General features: G+C 57.9%; 12 protein-coding genes, 2 tRNA genes and 1 pseudogene. 8 read left to right on the top strand and 7 right to left on the bottom strand.

The window, feature by feature from the left end; translation table 11 throughout:
- Window positions 1–312 precede the first annotated feature (312 nt).
- Together ACPOL_RS04115 and ACPOL_RS04110 are read left to right on the top strand one after the other, a co-directional pair.
- The gene (locus tag ACPOL_RS04115) at window positions 313–1,524 is read left to right on the top strand and encodes a zinc dependent phospholipase C family protein (protein WP_161557201.1); all 1,212 of its coding nucleotides are present in this window, start codon (window positions 313–315) and stop codon (window positions 1,522–1,524) included.
- Between the two features lie 122 nt (window positions 1,525–1,646).
- On the top strand, window positions 1,647–2,447 hold the full coding sequence (locus ACPOL_RS04110; protein WP_114205937.1) for an MBL fold metallo-hydrolase: 801 nt from the start codon (window positions 1,647–1,649) through the stop codon (window positions 2,445–2,447).
- A 46-nt stretch (window positions 2,448–2,493) separates the two neighbouring features.
- Here the strand turns inward: ACPOL_RS04110 and ACPOL_RS04105 are convergent.
- Window positions 2,494–2,567 (bottom strand) — tRNA-Gln (locus tag ACPOL_RS04105).
- 378 nt (window positions 2,568–2,945) lie between these two features.
- Here ACPOL_RS04105 and ACPOL_RS04100 point away from each other — a divergent pair.
- The 6 genes and pseudogenes from ACPOL_RS04100 to ACPOL_RS04080 all read left to right on the top strand — a co-directional run bounded on the left by ACPOL_RS04100 (window position 2,946) and on the right by ACPOL_RS04080 (window position 7,806).
- Entirely contained in the window at window positions 2,946–3,698 is a 753-nt protein-coding gene (locus tag ACPOL_RS04100) for an SDR family NAD(P)-dependent oxidoreductase (protein WP_114205936.1), read from the top strand.
- A 114-nt stretch (window positions 3,699–3,812) separates the two neighbouring features.
- Window positions 3,813–4,502 carry a (2Fe-2S)-binding protein gene (locus ACPOL_RS04095; RefSeq protein ID WP_114205935.1) on the top strand — a complete coding sequence of 230 codons (690 nt, stop codon included), beginning with the start codon at window positions 3,813–3,815 and terminating at the stop codon, window positions 4,500–4,502.
- Between the two features lie 64 nt (window positions 4,503–4,566).
- Window positions 4,567–4,925, top strand: a pseudogene (locus ACPOL_RS35690) (FAD binding domain-containing protein); the annotation flags it as partial.
- Between the two features lie 45 nt (window positions 4,926–4,970).
- On the top strand, window positions 4,971–5,315 hold the full coding sequence (locus tag ACPOL_RS35685) for an FAD binding domain-containing protein (RefSeq protein WP_338026795.1): 345 nt from the start codon (window positions 4,971–4,973) through the stop codon (window positions 5,313–5,315).
- Between the two features lie 44 nt (window positions 5,316–5,359).
- Entirely contained in the window at window positions 5,360–7,606 is a 2,247-nt protein-coding gene (locus ACPOL_RS04085) for a xanthine dehydrogenase family protein molybdopterin-binding subunit (RefSeq protein WP_114205934.1), read from the top strand.
- A gap of 112 nt (window positions 7,607–7,718) precedes the next feature.
- Window positions 7,719–7,806, top strand: a tRNA-Ser gene (locus ACPOL_RS04080).
- A 197-nt stretch (window positions 7,807–8,003) separates the two neighbouring features.
- Here the strand turns inward: ACPOL_RS04080 and ACPOL_RS04075 are convergent.
- The 6 genes from ACPOL_RS04075 to ACPOL_RS04045 form a co-directional block, all read right to left on the bottom strand.
- A complete protein-coding gene (locus tag ACPOL_RS04075) occupies window positions 8,004–10,202 on the bottom strand; it encodes a glycoside hydrolase family 31 protein (protein ID WP_161557200.1) in 2,199 nt (732 codons plus the stop codon).
- Window positions 10,203–10,907: 705 nt separating this feature from the next.
- On the bottom strand, window positions 10,908–12,389 hold the full coding sequence (gene araA, locus ACPOL_RS04065; RefSeq protein ID WP_114205931.1) for an L-arabinose isomerase: 1,482 nt from the start codon (window positions 12,387–12,389) through the stop codon (window positions 10,908–10,910).
- A 129-nt stretch (window positions 12,390–12,518) separates the two neighbouring features.
- Entirely contained in the window at window positions 12,519–14,348 is a 1,830-nt protein-coding gene (locus ACPOL_RS04060) for a beta-L-arabinofuranosidase domain-containing protein (RefSeq protein ID WP_114205930.1), read from the bottom strand.
- Window positions 14,349–14,394: 46 nt separating this feature from the next.
- Window positions 14,395–16,476 (bottom strand): glycoside hydrolase family 127 protein, encoded by a 2,082-nt coding sequence (locus ACPOL_RS04055; RefSeq protein ID WP_161557199.1) that lies wholly within the window; start codon window positions 16,474–16,476, stop codon window positions 14,395–14,397.
- 61 nt (window positions 16,477–16,537) lie between these two features.
- Complete coding sequence (locus tag ACPOL_RS04050) at window positions 16,538–18,004, bottom strand: tetratricopeptide repeat protein (protein WP_114205928.1); 1,467 nt, start codon at window positions 18,002–18,004, stop codon at window positions 16,538–16,540.
- A gap of 77 nt (window positions 18,005–18,081) precedes the next feature.
- Entirely contained in the window at window positions 18,082–21,336 is a 3,255-nt protein-coding gene (locus tag ACPOL_RS04045) for a TonB-dependent receptor (protein WP_114205927.1), read from the bottom strand.
- Window positions 21,337–21,425: the final 89 nt, after the last annotated feature.

The raw sequence follows: 21,425 nt of genomic DNA, 5'->3' as shown, positions 1-21,425 counted from the left end.
CGTTATCGTGAACTCGCGCCGCTTCATCCACGCGTCTTCGTCGATGTGGCGTCACCCCGGCGTTCTCTCTATCCGGCGGTATAGCGCTGCCAAGGCAACCATCCGTGGCCAAAACCAATCTTTGATCTCTGGGTAAGTTGAATGCTCCGTAAGGCGAGTGCGCCATTTGAACGCAAAATTGAGTTTTGTCCAGAAACGCTAACACCGACTCGGCCATCCTTCCTCCCTAAAGCGACTCGACTTTTCCTAGTTCTTTTCGTGTTAAATCTTGCTCCGCTCGCGCGTCCATACTCTCTCCTTACCCACGAGCAATTGATCGATCTGACCTGGCAAGCCTCGATCGCGCCGTTGTTGCAGGCCCGCTATCCGGGCTTGACTCCCAGCCAGTTGCAGGAGGCCCGTGCCTATGCCTATGGCGGATGCGCGATCCAGGACATCGGCTACTATCCCTTTGGCGACAAGTTCTTCTCCGAGCTCACTCATTACGTCCGGACCGGCGACTTTATCTCCAATCTCTTTCGGCATGCCCAGAATGCCGATGAACTCGCCTTCGCCATTGGTGCGCTCTCTCACTACATCGGCGATACCGTCGGCCACGCGGAAGCAACCAACCTGGCCGTCCCGGTTGAGTTTCCGCGGCTGGGTGAAGCATTCGGACCGGTCGTGACGTACGCCGAAGACGAACGCGCCCATGTACAGACCGAGTTCGCCTTCGACATCAATGAAATCGCACATCATCGGCTGGCGCCCGCGCGATACCTTCGCCATATCGGACTGAAGATTTCGATCAAGCAAGTGGCAGCCGCTTTTTACGACACTTATGGTTTGGGCGAGGACTTTACCAAAGCCCGCTCCCGGCGAATCAACGTCAGGGGCTATCGCTTCGTGGTGCGCAGCTTTCTTCCTCGCATCGCGTACGCCGTTACCTTGCTCCATCGCAAGCAGATGCCTGCCGATTCGCAGACGGCGGAGTTCGAGAAAATGGAGAAGGAATTCGCGCGGGTAGCTACCGAGAATGACTGGGACCATTACCGCCGCAGGGCCGGAATCGGCACCTATTCGCTGGCCGGGCTGATCTATATACTCCCCAAAGTCGGACCGCTGAAACTGACCGCGATTCGCGGACCGAATGCCGATACCGAACAAGACTACGTGCGGAGCGTCAATCAATCGACGGATTCTCTTCGCACCGCATTGGCAGTCTTCGGCGGACCGAAGCCGGGCCTCGACAACCGCGATCTGGATACCGGCGCTCTCGTACAACCCGGTGCCTATAAGCTCACCGACCAGACCTATGCCCGGCTGCTACACCGTCTGGTTGCCGACCCTCAACTACCAATTCCTTTGGACGTAAAGGCAGATGTGCTCCGCTTTTATGCCGACCCGAATGCCCCCAACTTTACCAAGACCGTCCCCCGTCAGTGGGAGCGTGTTCAGGCCGACCTCCTGGTCTTGCAGTTGCTGCCGATTCGCGGGCAGCAGCTCGACAGCCGGCCGGCGAACAGCCTGAGCAAAGAGCAATGAGAACGCGCGATGCTCAAGTTGCCGTGGCGGCAATAAGTGCATCCCAAGAAAGAGGCAGGAAAGCTGGCGATGAGTGAATTCACCTAGAAATTCCGCCCAACACCAAACGAATAGGAGCATGTATGGACCGCGTTCCCGTTCCCACCGATCAGATTGTGCCGATGGATGCAATTGCGCCCGGAGTTCACGGGCTGCGGATAGCCTTCGTGAATGTTTTTTCCGTGGAGCACAACGATGGCTCCTGGACACTGATCGATGCGGCGATCCCATTCAGTGAAACGCAGATTCGCCATTGGGTAGAAAGAAATTACAGGACGGCCCCTAACTGCATCGTCCTCACCCATGGCCACTTCGATCATGTCAGCGCGGCACGGGGGCTCGCCGACCACTGGATGATTCCCATCTATGCTCATCCCCTGGAGTTTCCCTATCTCACCGGAAAAAGGGAATATGCTGCGCCGAATGCCGGAGCTGGCGGCGGCCTGATGAGCCTCCTTTCGCCAATTTATCCTCGCGGCCCAATCGACCTCAGTGAGCGGCTGCGGGAGCTCAAACCTACCATCGCGGAGATGCCTGGATGGGAGATGCTGCATACCCCGGGGCACACACCCGGCCACATCTCGCTTTTTCGAGCCGCCGACAAAACCCTGCTGGTGGGGGATGCGTTCTGCACGACCAAACCTGAATCGTTCTTTGAGGTGGCGCTTGCTCAACCGCCGGAACTCCACGGACCTCCGGCTTATTTCACGTCAGACTGGAATGCCGCCCGCCGGTCTGTCGAAAAGCTCGCCTCCCTGGCGCCCATCACGGTAGCCCCAGGACACGGACGCCCATTGTGCGGGCCTGGCGTGGCCGGAGAACTTCGAGAAATGGCAATGCGCTTCGACCAAGTCGGCATCCCCGAAAATCGGAAGGCGAGTTAGAGAAGCTCTGGTCCTCCGAGGGTGGCGATTGCGCCGTTGAATCCATTGGTTGCCCCTCAGGGATTCGAACCCCGATATGCTGCTCCAGAGGCAGCTGTCCTACCATTGAACGAAGGGGCAATAACGAACATCCGGGAGGATGTTCTAGGCTTTTTGCACCTTCAAATCATAAAGTCTCCTCTAGTTGCGGTCAAACTGCGGTACCGGTGCCAAGCTTGCGAGTCGCGAGCAGAGAGCGAGTGCCACACAAATTTAACGCTTGAGATGCGTCTTGTTAGCTGACATCAAGGCTTGAGAGCCATTTCAGCGCCCGTGAGAAGATATTGCCCCGGTCGCCTTTGCAGCAGGGACTCAATGGACATGATCCATGGAGTTGGTCTGAGACGACGAAACCCCTAGCCTTAACCGCCGGCCCGGGAACTGCTCGACCGTCTCGCCGGCGGCGCCGGACTGGTCTCCGGAATATCTAAACTAAGATGTTTTGGGGGTAGGGACACAATGAACCAGATTGATTTAAAGGGTCGTCGGGCGGTGATTACCGGTGGCGCGCAGGGGATTGGCCTCGCGATAGCGCAGCGGCTTGTAGCCTCGGGCGCTTCGGTCTCGCTCTGGGATCTGGACGCAAAGCTTGCGACAGAGGCCGCAGAGCAGCTTTCGAAAATTGGAGATGCTCATGGCATCGGCATGGATGTCACACAGCCGAGTGAAGTCGCAGCCGCGCTTTCGTCCTCAGTGAATCGCATGGGAGGAGTCGACATTTTAGTCGCTAATGCCGGGATCGCAGGACCGAATCTGAAGACCTGGGAGTACCCGATCGAGGCATGGCAGCAAGTCATCGATATTGATCTGACGGGAATATTTCTCTGCTGCAGGGCCATCGCGCCGTTAATGATCGAGCAGAAATATGGCCGCATCGTAAATACCGCATCGATTGCGGGCAAAGAAGGGAATCCGAATGCGCCTGCTTACAGTGCTGCCAAAGCGGGAGTGATCGCGCTCACCAAATCGTTGGGCAAGGAACTACCCGAGTACGATATCGCCGTCAACTGCATTACTCCGGCCGTCGCGCGGACTCGCATTTTCGACCAGATGACGCAACAACACATCGATTACATGCTTTCAAAGATTCCGCGAGGCAGATTTGTCGAGGTCGAGGAGATCGCGTCGATGGTGGCTTGGCTGGTGTCGGCGGAAAATTCCTTCACGACGGGAGCAGTTTTCGATCTAAGCGGCGGCCGCGCGACCTATTAATTTGGATTTTATCGAACAAGTTAATTATCTATGGAAGCCCTTCTTTCCGGAAAGACTTTGGACCCGTTTCCAGCGTCTACAATCGCATCATACTTTCCAGATTGGGAGTAGCCGATGCCAAAGGGACCACTGGAGCCAAATGCGCGACCAGACGATATCGTTGCGAAAGATCGTGAAGATGGCGAAGCAGAAAAGCCGGCATTTGGTCGCTTCAGCCGGCGCTCGTTCCTAGGGCAGCTAGGAGCAGCCGGTCTTGCCGCGACTACAAGCACCCTGGCTGCAGCAGCGCCAGCGCCGGTTCATGAGCAGCCGTCTTCGACGGCCAAGCCAAAGGTTCCTGGCTCAGTGCCTGTGTCCTTGAACATCAACGGGAGTGAAATTCATACAACGCTCGAGCCGCGGGTAACGCTTCTGGACGCATTACGCGAGAACCTGCAGATGCCAGGCACGAAAAAGGGGTGCGATCACGGTCAGTGCGGGGCCTGTACGGTCCATATCAATGGCCGGCGGGTAAACTCCTGCCTCACCTTCGCGATCATGCACCAGGGCGACAAGATCACCACCATTGAAGGACTGGCGCAGGACGGAAAATTGCATCCGGTGCAGGCAGCTTTCGTTGAGCACGACGGATTTCAATGCGGCTATTGCACCCCGGGGCAGATTATGTCAGCGGTCGCGCTGCTTAAGGAGCCGGTCGGAAAAGACGATGACTCTGTGCGCGAATTCATGAGCGGGAACATTTGCCGCTGCGGAGCTTACACCAACATCGTGGCAGCAGTTCAAGCCGCTCGCCAGCAGATTTAGCAAGTCACCAACGGATTCACCAAGTCCAAGTCACCAACGGATTCACCAAGTCAAGGACATCGACATGGAAGCATTTCAATACACACAGGCGAGTTCAATCTCCGCCGCAATTGCGACCAGTGCCGGACAGACTAACGGCGCCATGAACCAACCGGCAAAGTTCATCGCCGGCGGCACCACGCTCGTCGATCTAATGAAGCTGAATGTCGAGCGACCCCAATCACTGGTCGACATCAATTCGCTGCCACTGACCCAGGTGGAATCAAGCCCGGATGGTGGAATCAAGATCGGGGCGATATTGCAACGCATCCATCGGACATGGCCGTGGCCATGACCGCGCTCGAAGCGGTGATTCATGTGCAGGGTCCAAACGGGGAGCGCGATGTTCCGATTGATCAGTTTTATCTGCTGCCGGGAACGACGCCGCATCTCGAAAATGTATTAGCACCAGGCGAACTGATCACCTATGTGACGCTACCGCCTCTGGCTCCTGGAACGCGATCCTACTATCTCAAGCTGCGAGATCGCGCTTCTTACGAGTTTGCATTAGCCTCCGCCGCAGTTGTGGTTGAGGCGAACGGCGGAAGAGTGCGGCGAGCCCGCCTTGCTCTCGGTGGCGTCGGCACCCGGCCGTGGCGTTCCCGGGAGGCGGAACGAGTGCTGGAAGGCCATCCCGTGGATGAGCACATTTTTAAGCAGGCCGCCGAAGCTGCGCTGCATGGCGCGAAGCCATTGCATGACAATGCGTTCAAAGTGCAGCTTTCCAAGCTGTGCATAGCGCGGGCGCTACACAACGTCACCACCAGCGCCTAATGCTCAGGCGGGTTAACTGAAGCACATTCATCGGAGTGATTGAAATGGGTACTTCCCCAATAGGGCAGCCAACGAGCCGGATCGACGGCCCAGCTAAAGTCTCGGGTGCGGCGCGGTATGCCGCCGATCAATGCGCTGACATGACGATCGAAGAGCTCGCCTATGGCATTCCGGTCGTGAGTACGATTGCGAGCGGACACATTCGTAGTATCGACTCCAATGCTGCTGAAGCGATGCCTGGGGTGCTGGGTGTGCTTCATCATGGGAACGTCGGCGATCTGTTTCGTCCGGCACAGGGTTTTGAGCAGAACGTGCGCGCCAGCGAAACTCGGCCTCCCTTTGAAGACGATGTCGTCTACTACTATGGGCAATACATCGCCTTGATACTGGCTGAGACCTTCGAGCAGGGGCAGGCTGCGGCAGCGCAGGTCAAGGTGACGTATGACACCAGCAAGCCAATCGTCAGAATGCCGGCGAACCCTGTCACCGACAACCCTCCAGCGAAGAAGTTCTCGCGTGGCGATACCGACACCGCCTTCGCGCAGGCCGCGGTCAAGCTCGATGAGACTTATACGACCCCCGTCGAAACTCATAATCCGATGGAGATGCACGCCACCATCGCCGTGTGGAAGAACGGCAAGTTCACGCTCTATGAGTCGACCCAAGGCGTCGTCAACCATCACAACACCATCTGCCAGATGTTGGGCATGCCACTTGAGTCGGTCCAGGTGATTTCGCCGTTTGTCGGGTCGGGCTTCGGCTGCAAGCTCTTCCCGTGGCCGCAATCTTTGATGGCAGCAGTCGCGGCACGCCACCTCGACCGCCCTGTCAAGGTGAGTGTGCCGCGCAATCTCATGTTCACTACCGTCGGGCATCGGCCATACACCAGGCAGCGGATGAAACTTGGAGCGACCAGCGACGGCAAACTGGTCTCGCTCAGCCATGAGGTGCTCACCCACACTTCCATGGTTGATGACTATATGGAGAACTGCACCGAGCCTACCGGCATGTTGTATAGCTGCCCGAATATCTCAGCCATTCAACACCTGGTCCATCTCAATGTCGGGACCCCGACGCCGATGCGCGGCCCTGGAACGACCCCCGGTCTCTTCGCCATCGAATCCGCCATGGACGAACTGGCGATCAAGTTGAATATGGATCCGCTCGAACTTCGGCTCAAGAACTACGCGGAAACCGATGAGCAGGAGAAGAAGCCGTTCTCGAGTAAACACCTTCGCGAGTGTTATCAAACGGGCGCCGAGCGCTTCGGCTGGAGTAAGCGCACTCCGGGAGTCGGCTCCATGCGCGACGGCAATCTAGTACTCGGATGGGGCATGGCGACATCAACCTGGCCGGCCTTTAGCGGCGGCGCCGAAGTCCACGTGCGGCTGCTGAAAGACGGCACCGCGCGGGTCTCCTGTGGGACCCAAGACATCGGTACTGGTACGTATACCGTCTTCGCGCAGGTTGTCTCTGAAAAGACCGGCCTTCCGATGGACAAGATCAAGGTCGTGCTGGGCGACAGTTCACTCTCTCCTGGGCCGATGTCAGGCGGCTCGGCGGCCACCGCCAGTTTCCTCAATGGTCTCGCTGCCGCCTGCAATGCCGCGGTGAATATGTTGATCCAGGTGGCCATCCGTACGGACAAATCTCCGTTTCAAGGGGCAGATCCGAAAACATTAAAGATGAGCGCGGGATGCTTGCACGCCGCGGACAAGTCGCCAGACTCGGGAACTCCCTTTCCCGAGATCCTCGCCTTACGGAAGCTCTCCGGAGTCGATGGCAAAAGTAATCCTCCCCCGGCCGGCGGACACCAGGAAAAACCAAGTGTCTCCAGTCACTCCTTCGGAGCGCAATTCTGCGAAGTCGCCTACGATCCGGGCATCGTGCAGTTTCGAGTCAGACGCTGGCTGACGGTCGTTGATGGAGGCCGGATCATCAACCCGAAAGCAGGCGGCAATCAGATCACCGGCGCGGTTGTAATGGGCATCGGCATGGGGCTGTTCGAAGAGACCATCTACGACACCAGAAACGGCAAGCCTGTGAACAACAACTTCGCCGACTACCTGGTCGCGACCAACAAAGACATTCCTAAACTGGAGTGCATCTTTCTGAACTATCCGGATCTTGCCCTCAACGAATATGGTGCCCGAGGCATCGGCGAGATCGGCTTGACCGGCGTCGCATCCGCTCTGGCGATGGCCATCTATCACGCCACCGGCGTCCGGGTGCGAGATCTGCCCATCACCATCGATAAGCTGATCGCCTCGAACGATCTAAAGATCGCCTGACTCTCTGGTGAAGCAAGCCCCGGCGGGCGCTGCGCATCCATCCCCCGGCAGCACACCCGCTGGAACCCGCCGGTGAGCGTCGCTGTGTTAAATTCGAGAGAGTCGACGCGTTGGAGAGATGGCCGAGTGGCTGAAGGCGCACGCTTGGAAAGCGTGTTTACCGCAAGGTAACGTGGGTTCGAATCCCACTCTCTCCGCCATAATAAAACCAACAACTTAAGACGGCCGAGAAGGTTTCCGGAGCAATACGGCATAGAACTTATGCCGTGGCTTTGAACCTCTCAGGATTTCTTCAAGCCGCCGCGCTGGCGCGAGGCTTGGAGCCTTCGTTGGCCGTGGTTAAATGGATGAAAAGTCTCTTCATTCAGCCCAATATTGTGGTGTGGATGGCCAAGAATTAGAGTTTGAAGTCTGTATCTCTTCCTGTAAAGACGATCTCCTTCGCGGCAGATCCGGCCAGGGCCACTTTAAATCTTCGCTCGATGCCTGGCCGGCTGGCTCTTAGCGTGAGTGTGTGCGTTCGGTCATTCCACAACATCGTGGTGCGGGTGTAGTCGCCATGTTCGCAGGCGTAGGAGATGCCGTCGTCTTCGTACAGTGAAGACGCACCGTCGGCTCCGGGGTAGACGGTCAGGGTGAGGGGATCGGTCGAGGGCGCGGAGGTCCACTGCTTCACTGGACCAGTAGGAATAACGGCGCCCGCGCGCACGTAAAACGGAATTGTTTCTAGGTCGACGGGGCGCTTTATTGTCTGAGGTCCCTTGTACTGCCGGTTTGTCCAGCAGTCCCACCAGACACCTTCCGGTAGATAGACGGCGCGTTCGCGAGCGGCCTGCTCGACCACCGGTGCGATGAGTAGTGACGGGCCGAACAGATACTGATCTTCACAAGCAAGAGCGCGAGGATCTGCCGGGAAGTGAAGTCCCAAGGAGCGAATGATCGGCAAGCCGGTGGAGTGGGTCTCTTCGACGGCCGAATAGATGTAAGGCAGCATGCGATAGCGCAGCTCAAGATACTTGCGGCAGATCGGCTCGACTGCGGCGTTGTGAAGCTCTGCGGGCTTCGGTAGCACGGTGGCCGCGGCTTGAGGTGAGAGCTCCGCCGGGCTGTAGTCGCCGGTGTTCCAACCCCACGGCAGGCGGAGCTTCCAGGTGACTCCGTGTGATCGAAAGAGGGGGCAGAATGCACTGAACTGGAACCATCGCAGGAAGAGATCGGCAGTGAAGTCCTTCGTGGGCACAAAGCCGCCGGTGTCAGTGCCCCAGAAGGGAATACCTGACAGTCCAGTGCTGATGCCTTGCATGACTTGCTCGGCCAGCGTCCTCCACGTGCTGTTGACGTCACCGGACCACAGCCACGCGTAACGCTGCATTCCTGCGTATCCGTTGCGATGCAGTGCGTATGGACGCACGTTTGGGCGTACACTGCGATCACCCTCGAAGTACATGCGATTGCGCACGAGACGCGCCGCTTTGGGGAGTGGGTCGCCCTCGTCGGGCCACCAGCCGTCGACTCCGATTTCGTCCAGAGGAACGTGCCACTTCCAATAAGCGGATGCATCGGTCGGGTCGTCGGCTGCGGGAGCCGTATCGGTGACCGAGCCGTGAAGATTGATCGGCGGATTGACGACGTGGAGCACTACTTTGAAATCGAGCCCGTGCAACTCATCGATGACCTTTGGAGGATCAGGGAAGACCGACTTATTAAATTCAAAGGAGCCATGGCCGGTGTTCCAGCCAGAGGGGCAAAAGCCGGTGCCGAGATAGATGAGCGCGTCGCAAGGCAGCCTCTTGTCGCGGAAGGTGCGTGCTTCAGCGATAAGATCTTCGCGATTGGAGAGTGTGCGATGCGATTGCTGGTAGCCGAGCGCCCACAGAGGCGGCAGGTGTGGATAGCCGGTGAGTTCGGCCCATTGTTTCATGAGCTCGGCGGGCGTCTCTCCTAGTAACAGGAATAGATCGATACCGCGCGCGGTCTCTTCGGGCTTAAAGATGCCGGGATTACCGGTGAGATCGAAACTACCCCAGGGCTCGTGAAAAAATAGTCCCCAACCCTCCGGGCTCATGAGCCACGGAATAGGCACGTGCGCGCCATAGGTTCGGAGATCTTCGTCGAGTTGGCCACTGCGCATGGCGTCGGTCGTTCCGCGGCGGTCGAGCGAGTGGGCGCCCTGGCCCAGGCCATAGAGCGGACCGTTGCCACAGGAGAAGATAATGCGCGAGGGAGTAGTCTCGATGATGATGTCCGGGATCGCGCCGTCTGATTTCTCAATTCGCAGGCGAAGAGGATTGCTCGACAGGTGAATACTGCGGCCATTCCAAAATGTGGTGCTCTCCTGACCGGTCTCAAGTACACGCATTATTGATGTTTGTGGTTTAACGATAATGCTGCCATCGTCGTACATGCGATCGAGAGGTTCTTCGGCGGCGGCTACGGTGATGCGCAGAATCTGGTCGCTCACGGCGTTCACGGTGAGTTCGAGCGATGGAGGTCCAGTCTCAACGGCGGCTGCATGTCCAGGGAAAATGGCGCGGAGCAGCAGAGTTGCAGAGCTGGCTGCTAAGCCGTGAAGCACTGTCCTTCTGGTAAAGTCCACGGTCAATCGGTCCTCCGGGTGATGTGGTTAGTTCATTGCCGCATGTATTCGAGTAGATAACTCATCGGCTTTTTGTGTCTGTCCTTGCTTCTGGCGCCAGATCATAGCTGTGACGGCTCGCGTAGTAAGCAATGGGGGATTGGAATAAGTGGTTGCCAAGTTCAATGAGATATCCAGAAGCATGAGATCCTGAGCCGATAACGTAGGACAAAGAGTATCTGGACTTATCCTCTCCTTCGATCAATTGCTGCCAGGTAGTGCCAGCGTGCAATGATACCGTTATGGTTGCGCTGGGTGTTTGCACTTTTCCACTCGGCTCTTTGCCCGCTTTCTGCATCGAGTGCGACATAGTCGTAAGCCCATATCCGGCGACCTCGCTTGCGTGGCATCGGCCGCACTTATCAGGATCGATCGATTCTGTTTCGGCAGCTTTGGTAGCTGGTCCCGGCTCTTGAGCAGGCGCTACGGTTTGGGTGCGGGCCGTAAGACCAATTCCTACAAAGAGTATGAACAGACCCGACGTCAATAAATACATTTGCCTCCTGGTCATAGACATGGGTCAACCAGTCGTTACCATGGCTTGGAGCGAGCGACAGCGATGCCTCGCACCCCGTTCGGGTACTTGCCGGAGATTTCGGCGGCGAGTGATCATTGGATAATCTTGGTATGACGTCGCTGATACACGGCGACGAACGAACGGTTTATCTAGCTGACCCTGTAAGCTGCGTCGCTCCAGTGAAGCTCGCGACGAAGTTGCGGAATGCGTGTGTCGGCATCGATTCGAATCAATTCGATACCCGCGATCTCAGCGAAGTCCGCCATGTGTTCGATGGTGAGCGCCTGGCTGAAGCCGGTATGGTGAGCGCCTCCGGCGTAGATCCAGGCTGCCGTGGCGATCTTGAGATTTGGCTTCGGGTGCCAGATCGCGCGGGCGACGGGCAACTTGGGAAGCGGTTGATCGGGAGTGACCACATCCACTTCGTTCACGATCATGCGAAAACGCGAGCCCATATCGACGATGGATGCGACGATGGCTGGCCCTGCGGGGGCGGTAAAGACGAGGCGGACGGGGTCGGCTTTCCCGCCGATGCCCAACGGGTGAACCTCAAGCGAGGGCTTGGCGTTAGCGATCGATGGGCAGATCTCCAGCATGTGAGAGCCGAGGATCTTCGGGGTTCCGGCGAAGTCGTAGGTGTAGTCCTCCATAAACGAAGTGCCCTGGGGCAGGCCGGTCGCCATGACCTTCATGATGCGCACCAGCGCGGCAGTCTTCCAATCGCCCTCGCCGCCGAAGCCATAGCCCAAGGCCATCAGCCGTTGTGCTGCGATGCCAGGCAAGTGGCCCATTCCGTGAAGGTCTTCGAACGTGTCGGTAAATGCGCCAAAGCCGCCCTCTTCGAGGAAGGCGCGCAGCCCGAGTTCGATGCGGGCGGCGACTGCGAGGGGGTCGGCGCGGTCGTGTTCTGTTGAGATTGAGTAGCTATCGCGGTACTCCTCAACGAGAGCTGCTACTTCGTCTTCAGAAAACTGCGCCATGCGGTCGGTCAGGTCTCCGATTCCGTAGCCAGAGACCGTGTACCCAAAAACTTTCTGAGCTTCGACTTTGTCGCCTTCAGTTACGGCGACATTGCGCATGTTGTCGCCGAAGCGAGCCACCTTAAGGTTTTGCGATTCCTGCCAGCCGAGAGCAGCACGTGTCCAGGTCGCAATCTCCTCGACCACTTCTGAATCTCTCCAAAAACCTACGACTATTTTGCGGGGTAGCCGAAGCCGTGCGGTGATAAACCCGAACTCGCGGTCGCCGTGGGCTGCCTGATTGAGGTTCATGAAATCCATGTCGATGGTGCTGTAGGGCAGTTCGCGATTGAACTGGGTGTGCAGATGGAGAAAAGGTTTTCTCAGCGAGGTCAAACCCACGATCCACATCTTGGCCGGCGAAAAGGTGTGCATCCACAGAATGAGCCCGAGACACGACTTATTTGCATTCGCCTTAAGGCAGAGATCGCGGATCGCATCGGCGGAGACCATGACGGGCTTCGCAACTACTTTTACCGGGATAGCGCTCTCCCCGTCGAGAGAGCTGGCGATCTGCTTTGAGTTTTCGGCGACGACGCCTAAGGGGCCTGGGCCATACAGATGCTGGCTCCCGGTGACGAACCAAACTTCCAGGGAGTCGATGCTCTTCATGGAATTCTCCGTAGTTCTCGCATCCTTCATTTACTCTGATCGCACAGCGTTCGCAAGAAGTAGCTCGAGAACCTTCCGCCTTCCTTTAGCCGATCATCGAAATAAGCGGCAAGTTTAACGGCGCAGTTCTCAGGAGATGTCGTGATAGAGACGATATTTCTCCCGCCCGATAGACGAGAAGGGGCTGAATTGAGTCTCACCTACCGTCCAAATATCTGACCCCGGCGATCGTTGTTGTACGGCCAGCATCTCGGCGCGCGTCGATTTCAGCGGAGCATCCGTCCGCGCGAAGAGCACCAGCGGCCCATGCACAAGGGCCACGGTGTTCGGGTGTTGAGGATCGACGGCCTCCAGCCGCGTGGGCATGTCGAACTGGATCTCGATGCGGTCTCCGCTCTTCCAGGTACGCGAGACAGCCATGAACTTTCCTGGTTCTAGTCCGGCTTGCACGGCTTTTCCGTTCACCATCACGCGCGTTTTCGGGCCGGCCCACGCGGGGATGCGCAGCATCATCGCAAAGGTTTCGGGCCGATCCAGTTTCAGATCCATGCTCGTCTCGGGTATCAGTGGATACTGGGTTTGCTGGGTGAGAACGCAGTTCGCTCCACCCTGTTTCCAGCTGAGCTTCGATGGCACATAAAGGTTCACATAGACAGCTCGCGAACTGCGGAAGTAGGAGCTGATGCCGTAGTCGGCGGTGATCTGCGGAAACGTCCCGGAGCAGCATGGCCACTTATCCTGGTGGAAGAATTTGCTGCCGGAGTCGTTGTAGTCGGAGTAGTAGAAGCTTTGCCCATCCTCCTGAATCGGCAGTGCGCCAAGAATGGTGTTATAAAGCACCCTCTCCATGCTGTCGCCGTAGCGGCTGTCACCGGAGGAGCGCAACAAGTAGCGAGAAATCTTGAAGTGGCCGTAGGCGCCGCAGGGCGTCTCAAAGCTCGAATGGGTCTTAGTGAGGCTTGCGCCCAAATCGCCGCTGTCCGGTTTGCGGAAGGTCTCATCCGGGCCCCAGCCGCCGGTCGCGAAGCTCTGCGTGGTCAGTACAAAGTCAAAGCCATTCCGCGCGGCGTGTAAGTGCTTTTCGCTTCCTGTCGTGAGGTAGCACTGAAAGGCAGAGCAGAGCGCATTCACATGACTGTAGGCGTGCTGGCCGGGAAGTACGTTTTCCCCCCGCGAGAGTGGATCGAAGTAGTCGCGGTCCTGCAGATAACGCGCTGCGAGATCGCGGTAACGGTCTCCGGCGCCTCGCTTATAGGCGAGGTAAAGATTTTCTGGCAATGTATAAGTCTCGTCCCACGTCCAAGCAATGTTCGGATGCGGCCTCGCAGCTTGCTCTGCCCGGTTCAGCGCCCGGTCCGGCAGAAACGGCAGCACTGCATCCGTGGCGTGATTCAGCACTGCGAGGGCTTGCGGGTCACCGGCAAATTCATGCGCGTCGATCAGACCGCAATTCATCTTGTCGAAAGTGTAAGCGGGAAGGCAATAGCCCTCATAAAATTTGGGCGTGACAGCTTCTGAAAAACCGCGCACCAGGCGCTGCACCTTCTCCTGCGTCGGCTTGGAACCGGTGACGGCGTAGGCACGCGAGAGTCCGGAGAGATACTGCCCGAAGGTATGGCCGGGAATATAACCGGTCATGTTCTTTGGTGGATCGAAGTCGGGCGAAAAGTTATACCAGCCGCCCATGTCTTCGCCCGGCGCGGGCAGTCCGGCCTTCTGACGAAAGGGCTTCAGCAGGCGATCGTCATCGAGCGCGAGGAAGAAGGCATGGTTCTGATTGAACTGCGTGAGCATCGGGCCGTCGAGCAACTGAACGTCGGCGTAGTCGAACTGCGAGATCTCCGGCGCCACCACGTCCTTTGCCGGTAGTTGAGCGAAAGAACGAACGGTGCGACTGAGAACTGCGGCGGAGCCTGCCGCCGCTCCGGCTTTCAGAAACTGCCTGCGAGATCTTTTCACTTAGAATTTTCTCCAAGACTTCAGGGCGGCGCAAACCGCCCCGAGTTTAGCTTTCGACATAGGGTATCCACACCTGCATGGACGACGGCGCGCGGTTGGCCCACGCGTAATAAGGAATCAGTTTGAACGACGTGTTGCTCGTAGTCCTCTTCACCGGGCCGGTGCTGTAGAGCGCTGAAGCCGAGCTGGATTCCTCGATGGTTCCGGGATGCTCGAGGCTCACGACCCCGTCGAGCAGATTTGGCTCGTACTTTGAAGTGGTTTCAGCTGCAAGCTTTGCCGTCATGAACGGAAACCTCTCCGGCGCCTGCTCGGCCTGATCGAGTTGTTCCATGCAGAAGATGATCGGGCCGCGCTGTAAAGTAATGCGGCCGGTGTCGTCGGCAACGGCGGGGTTGGCGTGAACGACTTGCGTCGTCATATCGAAGGCGATCTCGACCTGGTCGTTGGCGGCCCAGGTGCGGCGCAGCGCGAGATATTCACCTGCAGCCGGAGTGCCTGTTGGTTTGCCGTTGACCTTCACGGTAGTGTGCCGGCTCCATGCGGGGATGCGAGTGTGGAGCGTGAACTCTTCCGGATGTGCCGGTGAGACGCGCATGGCCACATTGCCCTCCCACGGATAGCGCGTGGTCTGTGTGATCGAGATCGCGTTACCGCTGTCGAGCTTCCAGCGCAGTTCGGAGTTGTCGTAGAGGTGAACGTAGATGCCGTCAGGCGCGGTGCTGAAGAAGTAAGCCGGCAGGCTCGCGAAGGTGCGTTCAAGGTTCGGCGGGCAGCAGGTCGTGTCATACCATGGGTTGCGAATCTTTCCGCTCGGGGTGTGACGGTCGCCGGCATCGGCCACCGGATCATAAGCGAGCGGATTGCGGTAGCAGTAGGTGGTGCCGTCGAGGGACATGCCGGAGTTGATGCCGTTGTAGAGCGCGCGCTCGATCACGTCGGCGTGGATGGCCTTGCCAGTCCCGGCGAGCATCCTGGCATTCCACATCATGTTTCCAATAGCGGCGCAGCTTTCGCCGTAGGCGCGCGCGTTGGGCAGCTCATAGGCATCGCCGAAGGCCTCACCTTCACTTCGTGCTCCAACGCCGCCGTTGACATACAGTTGATGCTCGACCAAATCTACCGAGAGCGCTTCGAGCGTCTTCAGGTAGGCTGGGTCGCCGGTCTCGAGGTAGTAGTCTGTCGCTCCGCAGCAGGCATACATCGCGCGCACCGCGTGTCCCTCGAGCCTGGTTCGCGAGGTGAAGGGAATGCCGCAGTACATATAGGTTATCTGCCTCGGCGTGAGCGGCTCGCGGGTGTCGCCTTGAAGAATGTATCCAGCCAGGTCAAGGTATTTTTGATTTCCCGTTGTACGGTAGAGCTCGATCAGTGACATCTCGATCTCGGGATGACCCGCGACGATCGGCTTCTGGTTCTTGCCGGGTCCATAGTTTGGCAGCAGGAAGTTGTCGACCATGCGCATGCCGGCTTCGAGCAGAGTTGGATCGCCGGTGGCGCGGTAATAGGCAATCGCCCCTTGCAGCATATGACCGAGGCAGTAGAGTTCATGGCCCGTGGTCTGGATCTGCCATTGCATGCGGTCTTTGGCATTGGCCTGCACGAAGTATGTATTCAGATAACCGCTAGGCTCCTGGGCGGCGACAATCTCCTTGATGTCAGTGTGTGCAATCTCGCGAAGCTTCGGCTGATCTCCTGACTGCAGCACAAAACCGACTGCCTCGATCCACTTGTACATATCGGAATCGGAGTAGACCGGGCCACGCTGCGGCGCGTCGGATTTGCCTTCGAGGCGAAGAAAGTTATCCATGCGGCCATGCTGGATCAGCTCGACATGCATGCTCGGAATGCTGGAGTTGATATTGGTCGCGCGGCGTTTCGACCAGAAGCCTTCCTGGATCACGACCGCACTGACCGGCACCGGCTTCAGCTTGGCATATGGTGATTTGGAAAGATCGAATGGGGCTTTGTCTTTCCACTGTGCGGAAGCGAGCTGGGTGGCTTGCGGGTCATCGAGAACGGCAGCCATAGCACGCGTGGCCGAACTACCAAGCATCGTTCCTATCGCCAAGCCGCTGGTTCCGGCGAGGAACTTGCGGCGGCTGACGCTCGTGAATGAGGTTTTCATCTTCAAACTCCTGGGCATTTCGTTCGACGTCGCATTGGCTGCGGCGTGAATGCTGATGGTTCTACTCCGGGCTGGTAACTTCCTGGAGCTGGTAGTTCGTTCTCGCGTCTCGTTGATGTTCCTTGACCTGCTTCATTTTGGCGACCAGCTCATCCACCTCGTGCTTCTTACCGAGGCGCCGGTAGGCCATCATCTCCTGGTAGATTGCGGTCTCGTCTTCGGGGTTACGCGCAATTGCTTTCTGCGCGATCTCCAAAGAAGCATTAATGTTGCCGGCGCGAAACTCGAGCTGGCAGAGCAGATCGAGTGCCGGCTGATAGTCGGGCTCCAGCTTGACGGCACGGCGCGCGGCCGCGAGGGCGGCGGTGTCGTTCGGCACCGAGCCTTCCGCGCTCGACTGGCTGAGCGCTTCGGCATAGAGGTACTGCACGAGAGCGTCATCGGGATGCGCCCTCGCTTGCTGCGCGTAGGCGGCGAGTGAGTCAGCCGTTTGATGGCGCTGATCGAGCATGATACCGATGGCATCTCCGGCAAGCGATTGGCTTGGATCGAGCTGATGGGCCTTGCGAAAGTCGGTCATCGCATCTTCCAAGGCGCCCTGCTGAACCTCAAGAACACCTCGCGCCACGTAGAGCCGCGCATTCTGCGGCAGCCTCTGCAGTCCAGCGTTCAGCATGTCCACACCTACTTTGTAGGATGCGTGGTTGAAAGATATTTCCGCGAAGATGAGATAGTTTTGGGCATCGTCCGGCTTTGCCGTGATGGCCTGCTGCAAAAGGGCGACCGCCCGGGGAGTATCTCCGGAGGACTCGGCGATGCGAGCGGCAAGGCTCATCGCTTCCGGGTCGGGCGTGGGGCTTTGAAGCAGGGGATTAAGTGCAGCCGAGGCCGCCGTATAGTCTTTCGCCTGCCAACACGCATAGGCGTACAAGAGGCGGTCTCCTCGCGAGTTCCTCTTTTCCAGCACGGTCTCTAAGATCGGCTTTGCGCGCTCGCTATCTCCGGTCGCAATCAGGCAGCTTCCAAACTGGCTCATTGCGGCAGGGTTCGAAGCGACCAGTTTCTGCGCCTTAGAAAAATGAGAGATTGCGGCGGAGCAATCTCCCGATCGGGCATAGAGCACTGCCAGCATCGCGTGGCTCGTCTCGTTGTCGGGGTCGAGCTCGAGTATCCTCTCCAATGTGGCTGGGGCGTCGGATGAGTGCTCGGCATATTGCGTCTCGGCGAGGCCTTTCAATGCTGGGAGAAATGAAGGGCAGACGGATGTAGCTAGCTTGAAAGATTGAAGACCCTCCGCTCGTTTTCCCGAGTTTCTCAACGCCAGCGCACGGATGGTCAACATACGGCAGTCGTGGGCGTCTTGGGTGAGGGCAGCATCAGCCATCTCGATCGCTTTCTCAAACTGCCCGCTTTGCAGCGCCTGGATCGCCGCAGCGTCGTTGGAAGGCGCGATCTGGCCGAGGACTGCGACTCCAGCTGATAAGAATCCGGTCATGATGCTCGCGAGAATGTACTTCGCCAAACTCAACCCCTTTTTCTAGAAATGGTACTGCCTCGAAGCGGCCCAGCGCCGAGGCTATGCCGCGGCGCTGGGCCGGCTTGTGATCAAAAGATGAGGTTACCCCCGATCTGGAAGTATCTCGGAGTGTATTGACCGGTAGCCTGACCGAAGTTTCCGTCGGGCAGGTTGGTGTCAACGGCATTCAGATTGGCGCGATTGAACAGGTTGTAAAACTCAAAGCGGAATTGGAACCTTACCCGCTCGTTGATTGGGGTATCCTTCAGCACCGCCGCGTCCCATTGGGCAAATCCCGGTTCCCGGAACGAGTTGTATTTTTCGTTGCCCTCAGATCCATAGGCGGGCTGGGGAAATTGGCCTGCGGCAAATAACCCGTGACGATAGCTCTGCCGGCTGGTGCTGTAATGGTAGCTTGCCACATCCGGGTAATCGTTGTTGTCACCATCCGCGTTGTAGTCGCCGCTTCCGGAAGCGTATCCAGTGAAGGTGGCGTTGGGTGCGAATGGGGCATTGGTGGACACGTTGAACGGTGTTCCCGATTGCAGGATAACGGTCCCACTGAGCTGCCAGCCGGTAGCCACTCGCCCGAGAATTCCCTCACCGTGGTTATATCCCGGAAATTCATAGTTGCCGACTCCGGAGAAGCGGTTGGGAACGTCCCAGATAGAGGGCCCATACCATTGGTGGACATCGATATAGCTGGGGTACACCTGGGTATCGTCTTTCGATACCGAGTGGGTGTATGAGACGTTGAAGAACGCCTTTGAATAGCGAGCGCGCGCGGACAGGATCAGCGCGTTGTAGTTTGAGACTCGATCGTTATTCGTGTACTGCACCTGCCCAAAGCTCGTATTCAGACGAGTGGGGCTGGTCCTTTGGTTCTGGATCAGGTCGCCTTGCAAGGAGTTGATGTCCTGACCGTAACTTACGTTATAGACCTGGCCGCCGCCAGAAAGCAGGCTTCTGCCGTTGGCGCCGGAGTAGGCGATGCCGGCGGTGTAATGCGAACCCAGAGCCCTCTCGAGCGCGGCGGAATAAGTGTAGGTTACCGGGGAAACCAGGTTCGGGTTGATGGCCCCGATGTTGAACTGCAGTCCATTGATGCCGCCCTTCTCGTTTAGCGTGTAAGCACCGATTGAAGGAGCGGGGAAATTATACGGCTTTGTATTCGAAGTACCGAATCCGAAGATTGGCGCAGGGCCGGTCGTGGAATAGAAGGTGGGGAAGATGTCTCCGGGTGGGTTGCCGCGATACTCTTCCTGTAGATTCGCCAGCGTCGGCCAGTTGTGGAAGAACCCTGCTCCACCCTTCACCAGCCATTTTCCATCGCCAGTCACATCCCACGCGATGCCGCCACGCGGACTGAATACATCGGTGATGGCCCGGTTGAGCGCGTGATTATGCCGGATCAGCACGCCGTTCGCGATCTGCTCTTGCTGCGTCTGGCCGGCGCCGATGTAAAAGTTCGAGAAGGCGGTGGTTGGGCTGCGGGAGTATGGATTGCCGAAATCGTCCCAGCGCAGGCCAAAGTTGGCCGTCAGCCGCGAGGAGATCTTCCAGGTATCTTCGACGAAGAGTCCGTTGGTGATTCCCGCGGCGTTCCAGTTGTATTGAGAACGCGCCCCGGCCAGCGGGTCGTAGGCCAGACCCGTTTCGGTGTAAACGTTATCCTGCGCGAGGTCGAGCAGGCTGTTGAACTGGAATGTCGGCTGATCGTAAGGACCGTTGAAGACCTCAACGTCATCCGCGAAGAGACCTTCATACCCGGCCTTGATGACGTGCGACTTGACGGTATGGGTCAGCACATCGCGCCAGTGGTAGTTATGCTGGATGAAGTCGCCTTGCGCAAATCCCGCGCCAAAGTTGGCGCCGATGCTGGTCACGTTCACTACCGGAACAGTAAATAGCCCTGTAGCCGGTTGAATGCCCTCCACCCTCATCACCGCGAAGGCCGCTTCATTCAGCGTAGTTGGATTGAAGGTGTGGGTTTCGTTGATCTGTAAGGCATATTGAGAGTAGGTGTTGGTGGTATCGAACGCAATGCGCGGATTGATGCCGTTGCTGTTGAGCGTCGTCCGATAGAAGTTTCCGTAGAGACGGTCGTTGGCGAAATCCTTGTCGGCGCGAATGTTGTATTGCATGCCGTTGCGATACGAGCTGGACGAGAAGTTGCCGGTATCGACCATCGGCGTCCCGCAGGGAAGGAAGCTCGTCGCGGCAGTGCCGCAGGTGGTCGGGAAGAGGTTCGACGCCGTGGAACTCACCGTGATATTCGATACACGGCTTACGGGATAGTTGGTGAGGATCTGCGTACCGATGGTTCCAGGAAAGTTTGTCTTGGCAAAGGCGGTAAAGGCAGGGTCCTCGAAGGTTGTGCTATTGGTCACAGCCGCGGAAGCGCGCAGCGGTTCGATGGCGAAGAAGAAATATCCCCAATTCTTCCTGGGGAAGATCGGACCGCCGATGGTTGCCGAGATATTGTTGCTGTGAAAGGGCGGATAGTTCTGGGTGAACTCCGTCCTGGCGAGCCAATTCTGGTAGGTGAAGTAGTCGCTGACGTTCCCGTGGTACTGATTGGTGCCCGACTTGGTCGTCATCGTCATCTGGATCGAGCTTGCCCGTCCATAATCGACGTTGTAGGTGTTGGTCTGGATGCTGGTCTCCTGGATGGAGTCGGGGTTCGGAGTCATGTTCAAGACGCCGGCGCGAATCGAACTTGTGACGTCGAGGCCATCGACCACATACATATTGCCAACCGCGCCCTGCCCATTGGCGCTTGCATCGACTTGCGTTTCAGTCGAGTAGTTGTCGCGGCCAGACCCGGGGCTGCCGTTGGACGTCACTCCGAGACCGGTCACCCCCGGCACCAGGGTGACGAGCGACACCATGTTTCTGCCCGCCAGGGGGAGGCTCGAAAGCGTCTGCGTCGACAGTGTCTCCTGTAATCGGGTGTCGGCCGTATCCAGGATCGGCGTCTGCGTGGTCACCTCGATCGATTGCGTCGCGGTGCCGACCGTCAGCTTCACGGGCACGTTCAGTGTCTGGCCCGTCTGCAGAGAAAACGAACTTTGTGAAGCGGCAAAGCCGCTCGCCTCGGTGTCGAGCCGGTATGGTCCCGGCGCAAGGCTGACGAATTGATAGATGCCGGCGGAACTCGATGTCGCCGTGTGTACCTCGCCGGTATCCGTCTTGGTCAGGGTGAGCTTAGCGCCCGGAACGACTGAGCCACTTGGGTCGGTGACCTCGCCCGTGATACTGCCGCTAAACTGGGCGAGAGAACTGGAGAAGGCTCCCGCTACCAGCACGAGCCCAACAACTACGCGCAACAGATTGACTTTCATAAATACCCCCCAACCAAAAGGTCTTTCAATGGCGAATGAATATGAAACTCGTCGCCTCGGTCATGCTGGCAATGAACTCTGAGAAAAGG

The sequence above is a fragment of the Acidisarcina polymorpha genome, assembly GCF_003330725.1.
GTDB lineage: Bacteria > Acidobacteriota > Terriglobia > Terriglobales > Acidobacteriaceae > Acidisarcina > Acidisarcina polymorpha.
Note: the sequence above shows the minus strand (reverse complement) of the source record. Positions and strands in the feature narration are given on the sequence as shown.